Here is an 18,293-nt window from a genome sequence, read left to right as displayed (position 1 = left end):
TCAAACTATCCTTGTAGATTACTTGACTGGGCTCCATGCTCCAGATTCAATTCCTGATACTAAATCACTCACAGCCTCATTAATAGCTAAGTCAATTACCTTATCATTTAGCGTTGCATCGTAACTTGCTTTACCACCAAAACCAATAATTTCACGGTTTGATAAACTATACTCACCAGCACCAGGCGCTGTGTAAACAACAGCCGAAGTCTTAACATCTACAACATTAATAATAACTTTGGCATAGGCAACTTGCGTTTTTCCACGGCCAAGAATCCCCCACAATTGGTTGTCACCGACTTCTTTTCGACCAAATTCGGTAATATTACCCGTAATAATATATCGAGCCCCTATTAAAGACTGGTTTTTAGCACTAATTGTTGACTCATTTTTAAGCTCTTGCATATTAGAGCGATCAAGCACCGTAAATCTTCCAGTTTGTTGTAAATGGCTAATTAAGATTGTTTTAGTTTGGTTTCCTAATCTATCAACACCATCAGAGAAAAGACCATTTTGATAATTTGAACGATTTTCAAATTTACCGATGGCAATAGGGCTTTTAACACCTTGATAATTAGAGCTATAAGATTGAGTTTTATTTACGGCTACAACTCGTGAAGATTCCGTTGCACAACCAGTTAATAATACTACTGGTAATAGCACCAAACATAATATATTTTTTTTATCAAATTTCATGAGGCATCCTTATTAAATTAATTTTCATCCATTTTCTTGTTTAAGAATAGATAATCAAGTAACTACTTTATCCCTAAATACGACGCTTATTTTCAAAATAAGTTCATACTCCATTATTTCCCAATAATAATTGGCGGTGCAGTATCTTTTTTTTAATTATCACTGTCAAGTTAGATAAATCTAATTTATATCCAATAATGCATTAATAATAAAAATGATAAAAAATTAATCATTTTTTTGCTTTTATACTATACTTTACCAATAGAGTTTTATTGCGATATGTTCCTAAACAGTTAATTACTGAATAATGTAATGATGTCACGATAAAGCAAAGTAAACTTGATAACTGATTGAATAATATTATGTCTAAAGATACCGTTAAACAAAAAGAGCGTGTCATCATTCATAAAATTGATACTCTACAAAATAGAATGCCCTTTGTGGTTATTTTTATTGCTGGCATTATTGGCATGGTGACAGGGTTTGTAGGTTCACTCTTTCAATATGCGGTCAGTTGGGTTTCGCGCTCACGTGTTGAATTAAGCCTAAATTTATTTAGTAATCACTGGGCAACCTATATTTGGTCATTTTTTATTGCCGCCTTAATGGGGATTTTTGCCTATTATTTAGTTCAGCGTTTCTCGCCAGAAGCAAGTGGTTCAGGTATTCCAGAAATAGAAGGTGCACTTATTGATAAAAGGCCGGTTAGGTGGTTACATGTTTTACCGGTGAAATTTTTTGGCGGGCTTGGTGCGTTGGGCTCAGGCATGGTTTTAGGCCGTGAAGGACCTACTGTTCAAATGGGCGCTAATTTAGGTCAGTTAATCGCTAAATTATTTAGAATCGACAATAAAGAGAGTAAACATACCTTTTTAGCAACAGGCGCAGCTGCCGGAATAACAACGGCATTTAATGCGCCATTAGCCGGAATTTTATTTGTAATCGAAGAAATGCGAGAGGAGTTTACCTATAGCCTATCATCAATCAAAGCTATTTTTATTGGCGTGGTTGGTGCATGCATTATGTATCGAGTGATGATAAGTACTGCGCCAATATTTAATTTTAGTATGTATGCCGCAGTGCCACTAAGTTCATTATGGATCTATTTTATCTTTGGAGGCATTCTTGGTTTAATTGGCGCAATTTCTAACCAAGGTGTGCTAAAGCTTCGAGATAAATTGCAATCATTTTATCAATTAAAGTCTTACTATTTTTTACTAGTAGGAGGCCTACTTGCCGGAATATTTGGCTTATTAAGCTTATATTATCCGGCTATTACTGGTGGCGGGTTTGATATTATTCCAAATGTAGTAGACCAATTATATGGATTATGGCCATTAGTTGCGATCTTAGCTATCAGGCTTATTGCGACGATTTTATGTTTTAGCTCTGGAGCTCCAGGTGGAATATTCTCGCCAACCTTAGCACTTGGTGCAATTGTCGGTGTATTATTTGGCCTAGGCTTACAATCACTTTTTCCTTATTACCAAGTCGAATTAGGTGCCTGCGCAATTATTGGTATGGCCGGATTATTTGCCGCAACGATTCGAGCCCCATTAACAGGAATTGTATTAATAATGGAAATGACAGGTAATTATCTGCTGATCTTGCCACTTATTATTACCTGTTTAGCCGCAATATTTATTGCACAGTCTTTAGGTCAAAAACCGCTATATACGGCAATTTTAGATAAGCTAATTCACCGTTAAAATGGATAAGACACGGTCAAACCTTGTTAACTTTCACGCTGTTAACTAGCCTTTTCAATCAAAGTTAATGCTGGTATTTAACATAAAAATAAACTCAGCAAACGTCATTGAGTTTCATTAAATAAAAGGTACTGAAACTAAAATAGCGTTATTTATTGATAAACAATAGTGAACGTTGCTGAGGCATTGGCTTTTCCTGCAGTAACGGTATTTGCAACTTGAACATACCTCGCTTTGAGTGGTAATACCACATTTGTACCTTGTTGCGTGCCCATCGACTGAGGTGAAGCCAATTTAAAAACCGAGCCATCACTTTTTAAAATCTGGATCCCAACGCCTGTTGCCACGTCAGATGTTTTATTCAGAGATAATGCCTGTAAATTTCCAGCGACGATATCACCATCAATTTGTAATGAAATTGGTGTTGGGGTATTGCTACAGCTTAAACCGATAGAAAAATCACTCGTTGTCGACGGCCCAGTCAAAATACCTTGAAACATTGTAGTTTTAAACGATCCCATATTTACATTTACCGTTGGGGTTGTAACACGACAAGATGCACGCATCGGACTTATCGATACATAAATAGGAAATTCCGTAAGTTTTTGTGATTTATTGACTAAAGCATAAGTGTAACCAATTTTTTTAGTTGATGAATGTGATTGTGTGGTGCTTATCGTTTTACCTAATGAATATAATTGGATTTTGGGCGCAACTTTGATTTCACTTGGAATATTTTTACCATATAATGTGCAAAAAAGGTTATTCTGAACCCCGGAACCACTAGCTACCCACCCTTCCTTAGAGCAGCCTCGTCCTGATGCTCCAATCGAAAAGCCGACTCCTGTTATACTGGTTTCGTATACAAATCGACCATCAGGATTACCATTAGGTAATGAAACTTGTTTACCAGCAGCATTAATAGAAATAACCAGATTATCAGTTGAACTCATATTTGAGCACTTGGCGATGGTTCCCATCGTTGCGGAATATTCAGGCCCTATCTTATTACCCGATGATTGCATTAGATCAAGATAGATAGTATCAACAAAAATATCAAATGTAATACCTGATGTGGCTGTGCACCCTGCATTAGCTATATTTGGTAATAACCAAAATGGTGAAGAGATAAAAAATAACACTAAAATACGCATAATGACTCCATTTAATCACACGTAGCAGATAAAAAATGAATATCTGCATCAAAATTAGTTAACTTATATGGTGCGATACATTGCCCATTAGACCATGTTACTTGAATATCCCCCTCTACTGGCGCGCCACTTAAGTAAACCACCTGCCCATCATCAACGATACCATTTGATTGATAACCTTCATTTTTAAGGGTTGTTAAAGCACCAAAAGGAATATTAACGCCCGTTAACTTTACAAAAATCTTGTAACCAATTTGCGTTGGATAATCAGCTAGAACTATCGCACCTCTAGTTGGTACAACCGTTTTAACGTTAGAGATCAAATCAATTTTCGGGCCCATATTCTTGATATCTAAAGATAGGGTATTTTTTTCGTAGGGAGAAGTATAAGGAACAATCGCATTTCCCTGTCCATCAGTATAAATACCGGTATAATTCATGACAGCCAAATTATGTGCATTTTTAGCTCTAATTAAAGCAAATGTTTCCGCTATCGGCTGCCCAAATGTTAAGCCATAAGGATGAAGAACAACTGAACCATTAGCAGAATAATTAAGCTGCTTAACTGTTTTGTCATAATTATAACCGACTTGATATTCACCAAAACTGCGTCGATAGTTCATTGATAAACTACCGGACGAACTATCATTTGTTTTGGACGCATAAGCTGCCTGCATATTGTAATATAGCGAATTATCATCAAAAACATTGCCAGAAAGCCCTACCGATGAGCGCGTTTTATTATTGTCATCAATACTACTTGATACGCTGATATTTGTTGTCGGAGAAAACACATCAAAGGGGATCGAGAGTGATAATGAAAAGAGTTTTGATTTATTACCACTAGCGTCGTCTTTGGTATAAGAATAATTAAGCGCATAACTTATACCCTGATAAATATTATTATAACTAGCGTTTATATTTTGTGATTTACCTTTTTTATTCCAATAGCGCTCTTGATAACCCGTTAAATGAAAATTACCTAAATTTTCACCAATATTTTGATTAATATCGAACTGAAATTTATCTTTCCTATTTTGGCTATACTTCCAATAGTTATATGTATAATCATTTACGTCTGAAAAATCTCGATACTTTGCCGTTGAATAGCGATAGCTCGTAAATGAAAAGCTTGTTCCTGTTACGAGCACATCTTTCGAATATTGAAAACGTAAAGAGCTGCCTGTATCAGTTTGATTTTCCAAGGTCGATTTTGCTGTGCTTACGTCGAAAGAAACCGAACCAAAATCAGCTAAACTTTTACCTAAACCAACTAATAGTGACTGATAGTCCTTTGAGATAATTGAACCATTATAAATAGTCGTGTCATAAGGTAAACCATAAATCCCGGTAGCTTGAATAAAATATGGCGTTTTTATATTGTCGGTACCGACTTTTCGATATTCACCAGCTGCTAATGAATATTTAAAGTTCCCTTCCCGTAACATAATTGGGACTGATGAAAACGGTTGAATAAAAGTTCGAGAACTCCCGTCAGCCTCTTTGATGGTAATTTCCATATCGCCGCTTGTTGCTGTTGGATACAGATCATCAATCACAAATGGGCCAGCTGGCACGTAGGACTGCCTAATAATCACGCCATTTTGGCGGATCGTAATTTCAGCATTACTTTTTGCGATATTACGAATAACAGGAGCAAAACCTCGCTGGCTAGAAGCAAGCATCGCATCATCAGAGGTGAGTTTGATACCACGAAATGAAAAACTATCAAACATCTCTGAATTAGTATAACTATCACCAATCGTTAATCGGCTTTTAAGCGAAAGAATATTTCTTTCAAGATAGTTGCTCAAATTATTCCATTTACTAATATTACTTGAATGCACATAGGTACTATAGTTACGAAGCCGCCAAGCCCCCAAATTAATACCACTTTTCAAATTTAAATAGCTATTATTCGTCGTTTCAGATTGTCCTCGATATTTTGTTGTCGCCCCTGAATAATAATAGCTAGTAAAAAGAGCATTAATGCCCTCATTCCATAGTTTTTCATCAACTTGGCCAAGAACGGTCCGATTCATATATATTTGAGGAATTGATAAGTCTAATTTATTTTGGTTAAAGTCATATTTAAAAAAGGTACCAGGGATCACCTGACTAAGATCACCAATCGTATCATCATCGGCTAAAGCACTAAAATTAGGTGTTGCATCCTTACGTACACCAAATTCGATATACTCTTTCTTGGTTAATAAAGGAGATAAAAAATCTTTATTATCGATATATTCATACTTTACATCTGTATTTGTAACTAAATTTTGATTTAGATAAATACTCGTAAAATAAGTACCAGCCAATTGACCGCCCTTTCTAGAAAAAACGGACAAATCTATTGGTGTACTAGTATCTAAATTACCTTCAATAAGGCTAGGGTCAAAATAATCATCAGCTATACTATGGTTAATATTTAAGGCAGAACAAATAACAACGCATAAGATTGTGCATTTATTAAAATATTTTTGCATTTTATTTTATTTTATTTTTTATTTAGTTTGCTTACTTTATTATTTTGGTCGTCTCAACGGGTGTTATACCACCATAATCATTGATTACAGTCCAAGTTACCATTTGACCGAGAGCAACATTTTTATTGATAGTTTGTGTAGAAAAAGGCAATACCATAACGGCATCTTGTAACAAAATACCATTTATTTTTATTTCATTAAAAGAAACTGAAAATGCCGTTGGATTATCAATGACGAGTTTGTCATTTCTGACTAAAAATTTAATCTGTTTATAAGCACGAGATGGATCACCAGGTAAGTCAATTGGCCGATAAAATAATTTTATTTGCGATTTTATCGCGATTACTAAGGTATTATTATTGGTTTTTTCAGTTGATGGAATTGACTTCACATTAAGCCAAAAAACACTTTCTCTGTCTTGTGGCAATAAGTTACCGATATACATAACTCGTACAGAATTTTTTGAGTCCGGTTCAAGTCGAAATAGCGGCGGAGTCGTAATAAATAAGCTGTCTTCTTTAGATTTACTTTCTGGTGTTTTAGACACCCATGATTGGATTAAATATGCTCGGTTATCGGAGTTCATAATACCAATTGCCGTTTGACTTACACTCGCATTATAAATCATTCTTGTCGAGCCTAAGGTTATACCGGTATTAGGCTCGGCATAAACGTGACTTACACCAACAGTTAAAAATAGAAATACACTTAAAATTTTTCTAAACATGCCATACCTTTAAATGAAAAAAGAATTAGCACCATTATCTGGTGCTAATATTTAACCAACTAATTTATAGCCTAAGTAACGAGTATAATTAGCTTACAACTTATTGATAGGCAACTGCAAATGTTGCAGATGAATTTGCTTTACCGACCACGATGCTTGCATTAGTTGCTACATATTTAGCAACAAAGTTAAATGCTCCCGCACCGTTACTAATCGTAACAGCCCTAGATTTAGTAAATAATGGAAGCTTAGTTGTGCCATCGGCTTCATAAATACCGATCCCAACACCAGATGCACCGCCAGTAACTGCTAATAACGATGAGTCAGTTGAATCACTAGCACCATCAAAACTAACTTGAGCTTTTGTAATTGCATTATCACAGCCACTTAAACCAATAGTAAACATTGTCGCTGATGCCGTTGCGCCAGGTGCTGGTAAAGCTGATTTATTAATTTTACCAAGTTGTACATCAACCGTTGAACCTGACGAGCCTGCTACGGTACAAGTTGCAGCAACAATTTCACCAGTAAAGTTAATCGTTCCATCATCAGCATTAGCCATAGATGCAAATAGTAGAGTTAACGCAAATACAGCAATACCTTTATTTTTTATTTTCATAAATTTCTCGTTTATAACATAATTTAATATGATTAAAGCAAGTTATATCTATTTTAAAAATTTGAATATCGCGATAACAAAATAGTACCAGAACAAAAATCACGTACTCAAAAAATCGTCACTATAATAAATTAGCATTGTTTCTTTGATATAAATTGCATAGTTAATACCTCTCCATCCATGAGGGAGGAGGCCGGAGTTTACTCAAAAAAATAAATTAGTCAATCACATGTAGGGCTAGAATTTACGGTGTTTTTCATAAGAAAAATACGATTTTGATAATCGATATAATATATAAAAAATAAATTAATTTACTCAATTAAATAATAGTAAAAATATTAAAAAATTTTATATATAACTGATAATTTAAATAAAATGAAAATTTAAACATCTATTTTATGGCATTAAAAAGATAATCGTATTGACTGCTTTTTTCATTTAAATTTATTTTATTAATAGACAAAAAAAATTAAATACCGACAACTAAGTGATCAAAAAACGATCAATAAAAAGCTAGAGATGAAAATTTAAACAATAAAACTACCGCTTATAAAACAAGAAATTCATAATAAAAATAGCACCGTAAAAACAAAGATTTATCTCGTTATTAAAATTCAAGCTTATTTAAAGCATAAAACCTCACAACATAAATCAATGTTATTGACGTTATAAAATTAATGGATTACCGTAAACTTGATCATTAATAATGAAGATCGTTATCAGATAATTCAGGAAGTTATCATGATAACAAAATCATATTAATTAAATTAATAAAATTTAAGTAAGGAAAATATTATGAGTGAAGTGAAAGTTTCCCGGTTTGTTTGTTTAGTAATGGCGTTATTCCCTGCTTTATGGGGATTATTTAGCTTTTTAAATAATTTAGCTGGCTTTTCAGGTACGGTACAATATGCTGTAGCGCCATTATTATCAATGGAAAATACAGCAAATAATAGTTGGTTAATGTGGCGAGCAATCGATCTACCTTGGGCCGGCTATGTTGGACTTGCGCTAATTACGACCATGGAAACGCTAGGTGGAATATTTGCAAGCTTAGGATTAATTGTCATGGTTAAAAATTTCAATAAATCATATCTATTATTTAGCAAAGGAAAAGCATTGGCGATGCTTGGAGCATCTTGTGCAGTCTTAGTTTGGGGCGTTGGTTTTATGGTTGTTGCTGGCGATTGGTTTATGGCTTGGCAAGCAAAAGTAAATCCATTAAATACTCAATTAGGGGCAATGATATATGCACTTCCTTGTATAACTGCAATTATTGTATTATTAGCTCAAAAAGAAAACCATCAACAGCGTTAAGCAATTTAGGGCATTGATAGCGTTTTTATCAAGATCTGTGTATATAGGTAACTATTCATTGGCACATATCATATTATTGCCAATGAATAAAACTCATTTTACCGATTAAGATTTAGGCTAGCAACAATGCTAAAATCCTCTAATATTGAAAAGATTTATCATCTAATTCATCATAGTCTAACCTTGATACGATGTATCACTTAATTGAGTTTATGCCGATATTACGTTACATCAAGATAAGCATAAAAAATCCGTTCTAAACAATGATCTTATTAAAAATCATCAATTTAATTTATCAAATAATTATTACAAATAATCAATGACGGCCATTTAAGACTAGTAAAATACAATAAGTCGATTTATTATACGATTAAATAGCAACAAACAATGCCGCCTTTAAATAGCAAATAAGTAAGATCTAAGATAAGACAAATAAGTTATATTTATTCAAATAGATAATTTTGATTAGTACTATATACGACTATTTCATATTGGAGAATTTATGGAAAATATACTATCGTTTTTAGATGTTCCTAATACCGCATTTATACTACTTTGCACAAGTCTCGTCATGCTGATGACTCCAGGGCTTGCTTTTTTTTATGGGGGATTAGTTTCTCGTAAAAGCGTAATTACGATTATGTCACAAAGTTTTTTTTCTATGGGATGGGTTGCTATCATTTGGTTTGCTGTTGGGTACTCGCTATCATTTGGCCCCTCTATCAATGGTATCGTTGGTGATCCCTTTTATTATGCATTTTTAAATGATGTTGCGCCGCATACGATGTATACAGGTAATAACGGCGGCTTGCCGCTGCTAGTCCATTTTGGCTATCAAATGATGTTTGCAATAATCACTCCCGCTTTAATTACCGGCGCCTTTGCTAATAGAGTTAATTTTCCTGCTTATTTGATTTTTTTAACATTATGGACACTATTTGTTTATTGCCCTTTTGTCCATATGGTATGGAGCCCTGAAGGTATTTTAGCTAAATGGGGAGTGGTCGATTTTGCAGGTGGTATTGTTGTTCATGCAACCGCAGGATTTGCCGCTATTGCATCAGCAATTTATGTTGGTAAAAGAGTAATTCGCTCTGATGGTACTCATAATATTCCTTTTGTAGCTTTAGGCGCAGCATTACTTTGGTTTGGATGGTATGGATTTAATGCGGGTTCCGAATTAAACGTTAATGTTGTTACCGTTTCAGCTTTCCTTACAACCGATATTGCAGCTGCATTTGCCGGCATTACTTGGTTTATTATCGAAAAAATTCATACTGGTAAACCTAAATTAGTTGGATTTTTAACTGGCGCCATCGCAGGGCTTGCAACCATCACGCCGGCCTCAGGATATGTTTCAATCAGCTCAGCTGCAATTATTGGTATTATTGCAAGTATTGTTTGCTACTGCGCTGTCTTTTTAGTTAGACGTCATTTCGATGATGCGCTCGATGTTTTTGGCGTGCATGGTGTTGGCGGTATAACTGGCTCGATACTAGTTGGGATCTTCGCATCAACTATTTGGAATGATAAAGGCCCTGCTGGCTTATTAGAAGGCAATGCAATGCAAGTTGTAAAACAAATAGTTGCTGTCGTATTTACCAGTGTTTGGTCTTTTGTTTTCACCCTGATTATTTTATGGATCATCAATAAATTTACGCCAGTTAAAGTGAATCAAACTGCTGTCGGTAATAATTTAGATATTAATCAATTTGGTGAAGATGCCTATACAGAAAAAGCTGAATAACAATCTTCTGTTAATTTATTAAGATCGATAACTACGGCCAATCGCAATACTCGTGGCGATTGGTTGTGGTGTTTGTTTTGACGCAAGCAGAATAAAAAGCACTATTGCAAACAATATCAGTATATTCAACACACCTTTTGATTCGTAATAGCGATATTACAAAAACGTATGTCAGCTTACCGCTGATAAAATAACTAAAAATAATATAAATTATTTGATGACGAGTAAAAGACCTCTAAAAATTAGGAGAGAAGAATGATAAAGAAAAAGATCTTAATCGCGATTCAAACTATTTTCTTTGTAGGGCTTTCGATACAAGCCTATGCAGCCCAATCAAAACCTGAGCAAACTTTACGTTTAGCCATTGGCGCAGAGCCAACTGAAGGGTTTGACCCGATGTTAGGTTGGAGCCATGGTAGTTATCTACTTCTCCATAGCCCATTACTGAAACAAAATGCAGATTTATCATGGCATAGTTATTTACTTGAAAACTATCAACATAGTGATGATGGCATGCAATGGCTACTTAAACTAAAAGGTGGCTTAAAATTTTCTGATGGCTCCCCCTTAACCGCAAAAGATATTGTTTTTACCTATAATAATGCAGCGCTCAGTGGCGGAAAAATTGATATGGGTAATTTTGATAAGGCTGAGCTTATCGATCCCCTAACGGTAAAAATCACATTATCATCACCGCAAAGTACCTTTATCAATGTGCTAGGTTCATTAGGCATTATTCCAGCCGATAAATATGATGCAAAAAAATATGCACATAATCCGATAGGAGCGGGCCCATATCGTTTAGTCGCTTTTCAGCCCGGGCAACAATTACTCGTTGAAAGAAATCCATACTATGCAGGCCCAAAAAATGATTTTGGTAAAATGGTATTCGTTTTCCTTGATGAAGATACTGCTTTTGCCGCAGGGCAAAGCGGTCAGTTAGATATCGTACGTATACCTGCAGCCGTTGCAACTGACGCTCATGATATAAAAAATATGAAATTAATCGAACGCCAAAGCGTCGAAAATCGAGGTATTTCATTTCCTATCCCTCCAGCAGGTGAAAAAAATGCACAAGGTGCGCCTATCGGTAATGATGTCACATCCGATGTAGCTATTCGCCGGGCAATAAACTATGCAATTGATCGAAAATTATTATCAAAATCTATTTTAGAAGGATTTGCAATTCCTGCTTATACCGGGGTTGAAGGACTGCCGTGGAATAGCCCTGATTCAGCCTTCAAAGATGGCGATATTACAAAAGCAAAAGCGGTACTAGAACAAGCAGGTTGGTATTTAAACCAAAATGGCTTAAGAGAAAAAAACGGTAAAATTGCAAAATTGACATTGTGGTATGCAAGTGGTGATACAACTCGTCGGGATTTAGCTCAAGCGATTAAAGCGAGCTTAAAGCCAATTGGCATTGAAATGGATCTAAAATCAGGAAGTTGGGAAACGGTTGAGCGTTACATGCATGCAAACCCAACGTTATTTGGTTGGGGAAGCTTAGATCCGATGGAGCTAGTACATAACTACAGCAGCAAGGCGGCGGGGATTGGCTATTATAATCCTGGTTACTATAAAAATCCTCAGGTAGATGAAATACTTGAACAAGCACTGCGCCAAGCCGACCAAAAAATGGCGATACCACTATGGCAAAAAGTTGATTGGAATGGTAAGACTGGAACAGGAATTAAAGGCGATGCGGCCTGGGCTTGGTTAGTTAATGTGCAGCATATTTATTTATTAAATAATTGTGTTGAATTAGGTAAAAGCGCTCCAGAGATCCATGGTTCTTGGTCTGTATTAAATAATGTCGATGAATGGCGATGGACCTGTAAATAATGCAAACATCAATCAAGCTTATATTTCGGTTTATTTGTTCATTGGTGATAACCGCTGCTGGCGTTTTTATTTTGCTAAGCTATTCGCCAATCGATCCGATTAAAGCTTATATTGGTAGTGATTTAATGTATATCCCCCCAGAACAGTATCCTTTAATTGCTGCACGCTGGGGGCTTGATCAACCCTTATGGCTACAATTTTGGCGCTGGTTTTCGCAGTTACTGCAAGGCGACATGGGATATTCCATGATCTATAATGCACCAGTACTACAGGTAATATCAGGTAGGCTTATTCCATCCTTGGCACTCTTAGTCTCAGCATGGATCTTTTCTGGTATTGTTGGCTTTGGTATGGGGCTGATAGCTGGCCGTTATTTAAATTGTTGGCCTGATAAAATCATTTCACTTCTCGCTTATTTATTAGCCTCTACACCTGTATTTTGGATAGGTTTACTACTACTCTATTTATTTGCGGTATCATTGCAATGGGCACCCATTTGCTGTGCTTGGCCAATAGGTTTAGATGAGCAAACATCTGACTTATCACAAAAGTTACATCACCTGATATTACCAGTCATTGCGCTTGGTATATCAGGCGTTGGATCAATTGCGCTACATACTCGCTCAAAAATTGCCGAAGTGATGAATAGTGAATTTATTTACTACGCCAAAGCTCAAGGAGATAAAGGATGGGCAATGATTTTTTTTCATATCTTAAAACATGCCATCACTCCAGCAATATGTTTACAATTTGCATCCATTGGCGAACTAATTAGCGGCTCTTTACTTGCTGAAAAGGTTTTTGCCTATCCGGGACTTGGGCAAGCAACCATAGATGCTGGGCTTCGAGGTGATATACCATTATTGATGGCAATCGTTATGTTATGTGCGATAGTCATCTTTTTTAGCAACAACATCGCGAATATTATGCTTAAAAAGGTAAATAAAGGAGTGATTAGAGAATCATGACTTATAATCCTAACCGAGCATTCATCAAATTAATTATCTCACTATTTTGTCTTGTGATATTAGGAAGCTATGGTTTTTGGCTTTCTCACATCGATGTTACGCTCAATTTACTTGATAGGCGTCAAGGCCCATCACTAGGGCATTTGTTTGGCACTGATAACTTAGGCCGTGATTTATGGCAACTGGTGTTTCAAGGCCTAAGTACTAGCTTACAAATTGGTCTAATTGCATCACTATCAAGCGGCCTTATTGCGCTTATTATGACCGGCTTATCATCGTTTAATAAAGCGATGGACTACCTTGTTCGTGGCATTATTGACTCGTTATTAGCATTACCACATCTATTATTGTTGATACTCATTTGTTTCACGCTAGGGGGCGGCAAAGCAGGCGTGATTTGGGCGGTAGCATTAACTCATTGGCCAAAACTAACGCTGATATTACGTTCTGAGCTGCTAAGAGTACAACAGGCGGACTATATTATGTTATCACGCCGCATTGGTGATGGTGCTTTTTATCGGTGCTGGCACCACTATATACCAATGATTCTTTCACAATGGATTGTCGGTACGTTATTAATGTTCCCCCATGCGATTTTACACAGTGCTGCATTAAGTTTTCTGGGTTTTGGCCTATCGCCTCATGACGCATCATTAGGCATTTTATTATCTGATGCACTGCGTTATCTCAATACTGGGGCATGGTGGCTTGCCGTATTCCCTGGCCTTGCATTAATGGGACTTGTTTTATTGTTTGACCAATTTGCCAAAGCCATACAACAATTATCGCTGAAAGACTCATCGTCTTAATAATTGATATCGTATGGCATTGGCTAAATTAGAAAACACCACCACTAAACTTATCGGCGGTGGTTAGGCATAATATCTTGGTTAGGTATTAAAAATAACCATGATGCTAAAACAAATGGCATAGTCAATGTTGGAATACCAAAAGGCTTCAAAACAACATCTAAAGCGCCTTGCACAAAAACGGTAAAAATAATACCGATAACGGCATAAATTAATCCTCGCCAACTAGGTTTATTAAATGTCGAGCCTAATGCTATTGCTGTTAATACCGCACTAAAAGAATATAGCCCGGCATGAATACTTGCGATATCAGCTTTTAATAATGACGCGATGCTAAAAGCTAAAAGTGAACCTAATATAGCAAAAATGGCAGCCCAAATAGAGCTAACGGCTAAACCGATAGTAAATATAACGCCAACGATCACACTATTTAATAAAAAGACCTCTGATACCCCTCGAAATACCACAACAACAAGATCAATTGATGGATGATGGCCAATAGGCTCAATGTACTGATGAGGAAGTGTTGGCTCTGGTAAAGACACACCTTTAATACCTAAAAAACTGTAGCTCGCTAATAAAATGGTCCATGATACTAATACAAAAGGGGCGGTTAATGCCGATACTTTCCAACTTCTTAAAAAATCCATTAAAGAGATCGTTGCAATAACCGATACAATACTACCTAAAATAACCGATAACCACGTAAACGGTGTATTTTCTAAAAAAGCAGGAAGCGCAACACCAACTAAACAGCCATTATAACCATAAAGCCCTGAACGCAATGAATCTATATCTAATTTACTAATATAAGCGGTCAATGTCGCAATTACCGTCCCTAATAAGCAGCCAAAAGCAACCTCGGGTATTTTTTCAAGAAAAGCACCGGTAAAAATAGCAATAAAAAAGAGTAATCCTGTTAATGGGTTATTTTGAAACATAACTTGTGCACAGCCACGTAACGTTACATCAAAAAATTGTATAAAAATATTTTTATCAACGAATCGCGCCCAAGCAGACTTGTTTGTTATTGAGGTTTCCATCATTTGCTCCTTAAATACAAATGTAAATAGAGTCGTATTTAGGTGCGACACTATTAATTATTAAGAAATAAATTAACATTTATAAAAATTAAGTATTAACGTTGCAATCTTATTGCCCCTAACTTAGCGCCATAGAAATGGCTTTTGTAATGAGACCCCTTTTATTTCTTCGCGCGCTATTTGCCAAAAATATCTCACGGCATCTTTTACTTTTGGGCTATTAATCCCTAATACCTTAAAGATGATCCCAGCGTCATTAGGTAATTGCGTTGCACCAAAAGCAATGTCATTTGTGAGATCATAAATGGCATCTAGGCGTTCTAAAATAGGACTATGATATTTTTTCGGTGTTAATAAAATTACATTACCAAATGTATCAAACGCGCCCATAACGGCGGCTAGATTTAATTGATTTTTTTTGGGTTCTAAAATATATTTTTCGACAAATAACGCTTTATTAGAAGATGACTCAGCTCTAATGAGTGATGAAAAAATATCAAAACCAAATTGTTCATCAAGGTGATGATACTTACGACCGGACATAAGTATTTCAGAATAAATCATCGTAGCACTTGGGTGAATAGTAATGTGAGTATCGGTAATAAATCGTGAGTTACGGTGAGGAATTATTGGATCGGGTAAATATTCTAAATAGCCATTTTCCTCAACGATAATATTTTGAAATTGGGTCGCATAATTCGCTTCCATCATATGAACTTTGGTTGCAGATTGCGTTGTCACATGGGCACAAGCACCTTTTTCAACGATTAAATCAAGCGCCTGGCGATCACCTTGTAACAAGCTTCCAGAGGTTGAAATCATAGTTACGCAAGGTAATTGTGGCATGAATTCATCCCAATATAATGCTTTTTGTACTAGCGAAGGTACTCGGCGCTCCATTTCAACGAGTTCACTACGATATTCACCACTAGCAAACCTTAATTTTAAGTAACCACTTTTACCAATAGCGCCACTTTGCATTTGCTTAGGTTCATCTTGATAGTTTGCAAGTTCGGGGGCATCATCGCCTAATTTATGAGCCTTTAAGCGTGTTGGGGTATTTGCAATTTCAGCCCGTAATTTAGTCATGCTCAAGCCTTTGTTGCTTGATGAGTAAAAAGAAATTTATCCATTATCATATCAACGAGTTCAATAACTCCTTGGCCAGTTTTACAATTAGTCATAACGTATGGACGATCACCCCTAACTACTTTTGTATCATGTTCCATCACATCAAGGCTTGCGCCAACATAAGGAGCTAAATCGATTTTATTAATGACTAAAATATCAGCTTGTACTAATCCTGGGCCGTTCTTACGTGGAATTTTTTCACCTTCAGCAACATCAATAACATAGATGTAAAAATCAGCCAGTGCAGGGCTAAATGTTAACGTCAAATTATCCCCACCACTTTCAATCATAATTACGTCACTATCAGGGAAACGCGCCTCCATATCTTCAACGGCTGCGATATTCATACTCGGATCTTCACGAACGGCAGTATGAGGGCATGCGCCGGTTTCAACACCTAAAATCTTATCCTCATCTAAAATGCCTTTTAATGTTCGTTTTACTTGCTTAGCATCTTCAGTAGTGACTATATCATTAGTAATGATTAGTGGCTTGATCCCGCGTTCAATTAAGATTGGAGTAATTACTTCAATAATTGCTGTTTTACCTGAACCAACAGGCCCACCAATACCGATTCGAGTCATTTTTTTCATTATCTTTCCTCAAAAATGTTAGTTAAACCCTTAGTTCATAAATAAGCGAACAAATGATTTTGTATGTAGCGCAGCTAAAACATCAATCACCGGTACATAAGAAGCCATATGCTCAATATTACCACTTGCGGCAATGTCACAATATGTTTGAATATCATCATTTAATTCAAACAAAATTTGCTGCGTCTCGTAATGTGTAATTCTCATTAACCTCATTGCAGCGCTTAAAATTGTCATGGCGATCCCGTATTGATGCATCACAACCACATCTTGCTCCTCAATTCCTTGCTCAGCCATTACAATGGCTTGAGCTACTGGCTGAGTACCGGGCGATGAATCATTCTTTATTTGTGTAAGCCACCATGTAATTAGCTGACTTTCAAAAATATGTACTGAAATTTCGGCTAATTTTTTCCCCATCCGAGTCGTCATTAGGCGAGCTTCTTCATTAAGCTTGCGGTTATGCACCGCCCAGTCTATTTTCACTAATGCATCATGATCTTGAGCAGTTGCAGCGCGGTGCGCTGCAACAACGGCAATACAATCTGAATTTGCCGCAACGTTAAGAGATGTGGCAACAAATGATTTTAATGTATGTTTATCATGTACAATGCCCTTTTGGATCGCAGACTCAACACCATTTGAAAAAGTAAATGCCCCTATTGGTAAGGCTGAGTCACCAAATTGCATAATCTTAATTAGGTCAGATGCATTCATCGCATATTCCTTGCTCTTAGGATCTATCCGTTATTATGGGTATGCTTGTGTATATGGGTATGACCGTGTTTATGGTTATGAGGATGATCTTGGTCATGGCTGTGATTATGTGCCTGTTGATGAATATGCCCAATTTCGACATGGACATGTGTATCGGTATCCTCCGCACCGCCAAATAATAAGCGCGCCTCGGAGTGTGTCAACTTAGGTAAAATGCTTTCACCTTTGACAAAAGCGAACGTTTCATTTGCAAAACCATGTGTTCGCATTACCGACTCCATGACCTTTTCACTAACGGTTAACGGCACGTAAACACAATTATCTTTCAATACTGCTTTCCAGTGCTGATTACCTAATGCATGCCCAAGCTCAAAACTAATGCGAATTTGCTCGTCAGAATTTAAATTTTTAAGGTGCTGCAAATTAACCATCATGACATCACGTAAGGAAATTTGCACAACAATCATTTTATGGGTAGTTTCATCAAATAAAATAACATCACCATCAGAAAGAAGGATATTACGATCTAAAGCGATACCAATATCTAGCCCCTGTTCAGTATTTTTACGGCAACGACTTTTTTGGGCTTCTCGCTGGTCAAGGATCAACATATCAACTTGCGCATTTTTACTGATTTCTTGCCAAACAGCATCTTTTTTAATATTTCCAAGAATATGCTCAATAATGATCATTCTATTACCTTTTATGTTAATTCTACCTGCTTTTTAGCAG

General features: G+C 36.3%; 16 protein-coding genes. 6 read left to right on the top strand and 10 right to left on the bottom strand.

Features of this window, described 5'->3' with window-relative positions; all coding sequences use genetic code 11:
• Window positions 1–18: 18 nt before the first annotated feature.
• Window positions 19–696 (bottom strand): CsgG/HfaB family protein, encoded by a 678-nt coding sequence (locus RHO14_01590; protein ID WVD71503.1) that lies wholly within the window; start codon window positions 694–696, stop codon window positions 19–21.
• A gap of 362 nt (window positions 697–1,058) precedes the next feature.
• On the opposite strand from RHO14_01590, the gene clcA reads away from it, so the two are divergent.
• Window positions 1,059–2,405, top strand: coding sequence for a H(+)/Cl(-) exchange transporter ClcA (gene clcA, locus RHO14_01585; protein ID WVD71502.1), 1,347 nt, complete (start codon window positions 1,059–1,061; stop codon window positions 2,403–2,405).
• A gap of 152 nt (window positions 2,406–2,557) precedes the next feature.
• Here clcA and RHO14_01580 read toward each other — a convergent pair whose 3' ends face one another.
• The 4 genes from RHO14_01580 to RHO14_01565 all read right to left on the bottom strand — a co-directional run bounded on the left by RHO14_01580 (window position 2,558) and on the right by RHO14_01565 (window position 7,391).
• Window positions 2,558–3,559 carry a fimbrial protein gene (locus RHO14_01580; GenBank protein ID WVD71501.1) on the bottom strand — a complete coding sequence of 334 codons (1,002 nt, stop codon included), beginning with the start codon at window positions 3,557–3,559 and terminating at the stop codon, window positions 2,558–2,560.
• 11 nt (window positions 3,560–3,570) lie between these two features.
• Window positions 3,571–6,045: a fimbria/pilus outer membrane usher protein gene (locus RHO14_01575; protein ID WVD71500.1), complete on the bottom strand. Its 2,475-nt coding sequence runs from the start codon at window positions 6,043–6,045 to the stop codon at window positions 3,571–3,573.
• Between the two features lie 31 nt (window positions 6,046–6,076).
• Window positions 6,077–6,772: a molecular chaperone gene (locus RHO14_01570; GenBank protein ID WVD71499.1), complete on the bottom strand. Its 696-nt coding sequence runs from the start codon at window positions 6,770–6,772 to the stop codon at window positions 6,077–6,079.
• A gap of 100 nt (window positions 6,773–6,872) precedes the next feature.
• The gene (locus RHO14_01565; protein WVD71498.1) at window positions 6,873–7,391 is read right to left on the bottom strand and encodes a fimbrial protein; all 519 of its coding nucleotides are present in this window, start codon (window positions 7,389–7,391) and stop codon (window positions 6,873–6,875) included.
• Between the two features lie 795 nt (window positions 7,392–8,186).
• Here RHO14_01565 and RHO14_01560 point away from each other — a divergent pair.
• The 5 genes from RHO14_01560 to RHO14_01540 all read left to right on the top strand — a co-directional run bounded on the left by RHO14_01560 (window position 8,187) and on the right by RHO14_01540 (window position 14,077).
• Entirely contained in the window at window positions 8,187–8,708 is a 522-nt protein-coding gene (locus RHO14_01560; protein WVD71497.1) for a DUF2165 family protein, read from the top strand.
• 502 nt (window positions 8,709–9,210) lie between these two features.
• Window positions 9,211–10,455, top strand: coding sequence for an ammonium transporter (locus RHO14_01555; protein ID WVD71496.1), 1,245 nt, complete (start codon window positions 9,211–9,213; stop codon window positions 10,453–10,455).
• A 255-nt stretch (window positions 10,456–10,710) separates the two neighbouring features.
• Window positions 10,711–12,300, top strand: a complete 1,590-nt coding sequence (locus tag RHO14_01550) for an ABC transporter substrate-binding protein (protein WVD71495.1) — start codon at window positions 10,711–10,713, stop codon at window positions 12,298–12,300.
• Window positions 12,300–13,268 carry an ABC transporter permease gene (locus RHO14_01545; protein ID WVD71494.1) on the top strand — a complete coding sequence of 323 codons (969 nt, stop codon included), beginning with the start codon at window positions 12,300–12,302 and terminating at the stop codon, window positions 13,266–13,268. The genes RHO14_01550 and RHO14_01545 overlap by 1 nt, the downstream gene beginning before the upstream one ends.
• A complete protein-coding gene (locus RHO14_01540) occupies window positions 13,265–14,077 on the top strand; it encodes an ABC transporter permease (GenBank protein WVD71493.1) in 813 nt (270 codons plus the stop codon). The genes RHO14_01545 and RHO14_01540 overlap by 4 nt, the downstream gene beginning before the upstream one ends.
• Window positions 14,078–14,127: 50 nt before the next feature.
• Here RHO14_01540 and yut read toward each other — a convergent pair whose 3' ends face one another.
• From yut to RHO14_01515, 5 genes are all read right to left on the bottom strand, one after another.
• Window positions 14,128–15,123 carry an urea transporter gene (gene yut, locus RHO14_01535; GenBank protein ID WVD71492.1) on the bottom strand — a complete coding sequence of 332 codons (996 nt, stop codon included), beginning with the start codon at window positions 15,121–15,123 and terminating at the stop codon, window positions 14,128–14,130.
• A gap of 120 nt (window positions 15,124–15,243) precedes the next feature.
• Window positions 15,244–16,209: an urease accessory protein UreD gene (locus RHO14_01530; GenBank protein ID WVD71491.1), complete on the bottom strand. Its 966-nt coding sequence runs from the start codon at window positions 16,207–16,209 to the stop codon at window positions 15,244–15,246.
• A gap of 2 nt (window positions 16,210–16,211) precedes the next feature.
• A complete protein-coding gene (gene ureG, locus RHO14_01525) occupies window positions 16,212–16,844 on the bottom strand; it encodes an urease accessory protein UreG (protein ID WVD71490.1) in 633 nt (210 codons plus the stop codon).
• A gap of 30 nt (window positions 16,845–16,874) precedes the next feature.
• Entirely contained in the window at window positions 16,875–17,561 is a 687-nt protein-coding gene (locus RHO14_01520; protein ID WVD71489.1) for an urease accessory protein UreF, read from the bottom strand.
• Between the two features lie 23 nt (window positions 17,562–17,584).
• A complete protein-coding gene (locus RHO14_01515; GenBank protein WVD71488.1) occupies window positions 17,585–18,253 on the bottom strand; it encodes a hypothetical protein in 669 nt (222 codons plus the stop codon).
• Window positions 18,254–18,293 lie beyond the last annotated feature (40 nt).

This window comes from Orbaceae bacterium lpD04 (genome assembly GCA_036251935.1).
GTDB lineage: Bacteria > Pseudomonadota > Gammaproteobacteria > Enterobacterales > Orbaceae > Orbus > Orbus wheelerorum.
This window is presented reverse-complemented; position numbering and strand designations above follow the sequence as displayed.

What these genes read in the sequence shown, in the direction of transcription:
- RHO14_01570 (WVD71499.1), bottom strand. Translation starts at nt 6,772, where the DNA reads ATGTTTAGAAAAATTTTAAGTGTATTTCTATTTTTAACTGTTGGTGTA.
- RHO14_01555 (WVD71496.1), top strand. Translation starts at nt 9,211, where the DNA reads ATGGAAAATATACTATCGTTTTTAGATGTTCCTAATACCGCATTTATA.
- RHO14_01530 (WVD71491.1), bottom strand. Translation starts at nt 16,209, where the DNA reads ATGACTAAATTACGGGCTGAAATTGCAAATACCCCAACACGCTTAAAG.
- RHO14_01580 (WVD71501.1), bottom strand. Translation starts at nt 3,559, where the DNA reads ATGCGTATTTTAGTGTTATTTTTTATCTCTTCACCATTTTGGTTATTA.
- RHO14_01515 (WVD71488.1), bottom strand. Translation starts at nt 18,253, where the DNA reads ATGATCATTATTGAGCATATTCTTGGAAATATTAAAAAAGATGCTGTT.
- RHO14_01550 (WVD71495.1), top strand. Translation starts at nt 10,711, where the DNA reads ATGATAAAGAAAAAGATCTTAATCGCGATTCAAACTATTTTCTTTGTA.
- clcA (WVD71502.1), top strand. Translation starts at nt 1,059, where the DNA reads ATGTCTAAAGATACCGTTAAACAAAAAGAGCGTGTCATCATTCATAAA.
- ureG (WVD71490.1), bottom strand. Translation starts at nt 16,844, where the DNA reads ATGAAAAAAATGACTCGAATCGGTATTGGTGGGCCTGTTGGTTCAGGT.
- yut (WVD71492.1), bottom strand. Translation starts at nt 15,123, where the DNA reads ATGATGGAAACCTCAATAACAAACAAGTCTGCTTGGGCGCGATTCGTT.
- RHO14_01575 (WVD71500.1), bottom strand. Translation starts at nt 6,045, where the DNA reads ATGCAAAAATATTTTAATAAATGCACAATCTTATGCGTTGTTATTTGT.
- RHO14_01565 (WVD71498.1), bottom strand. Translation starts at nt 7,391, where the DNA reads ATGAAAATAAAAAATAAAGGTATTGCTGTATTTGCGTTAACTCTACTA.
- RHO14_01590 (WVD71503.1), bottom strand. Translation starts at nt 696, where the DNA reads ATGAAATTTGATAAAAAAAATATATTATGTTTGGTGCTATTACCAGTA.
- RHO14_01545 (WVD71494.1), top strand. Translation starts at nt 12,300, where the DNA reads ATGCAAACATCAATCAAGCTTATATTTCGGTTTATTTGTTCATTGGTG.
- RHO14_01520 (WVD71489.1), bottom strand. Translation starts at nt 17,561, where the DNA reads ATGAATGCATCTGACCTAATTAAGATTATGCAATTTGGTGACTCAGCC.
- RHO14_01540 (WVD71493.1), top strand. Translation starts at nt 13,265, where the DNA reads ATGACTTATAATCCTAACCGAGCATTCATCAAATTAATTATCTCACTA.
- RHO14_01560 (WVD71497.1), top strand. Translation starts at nt 8,187, where the DNA reads ATGAGTGAAGTGAAAGTTTCCCGGTTTGTTTGTTTAGTAATGGCGTTA.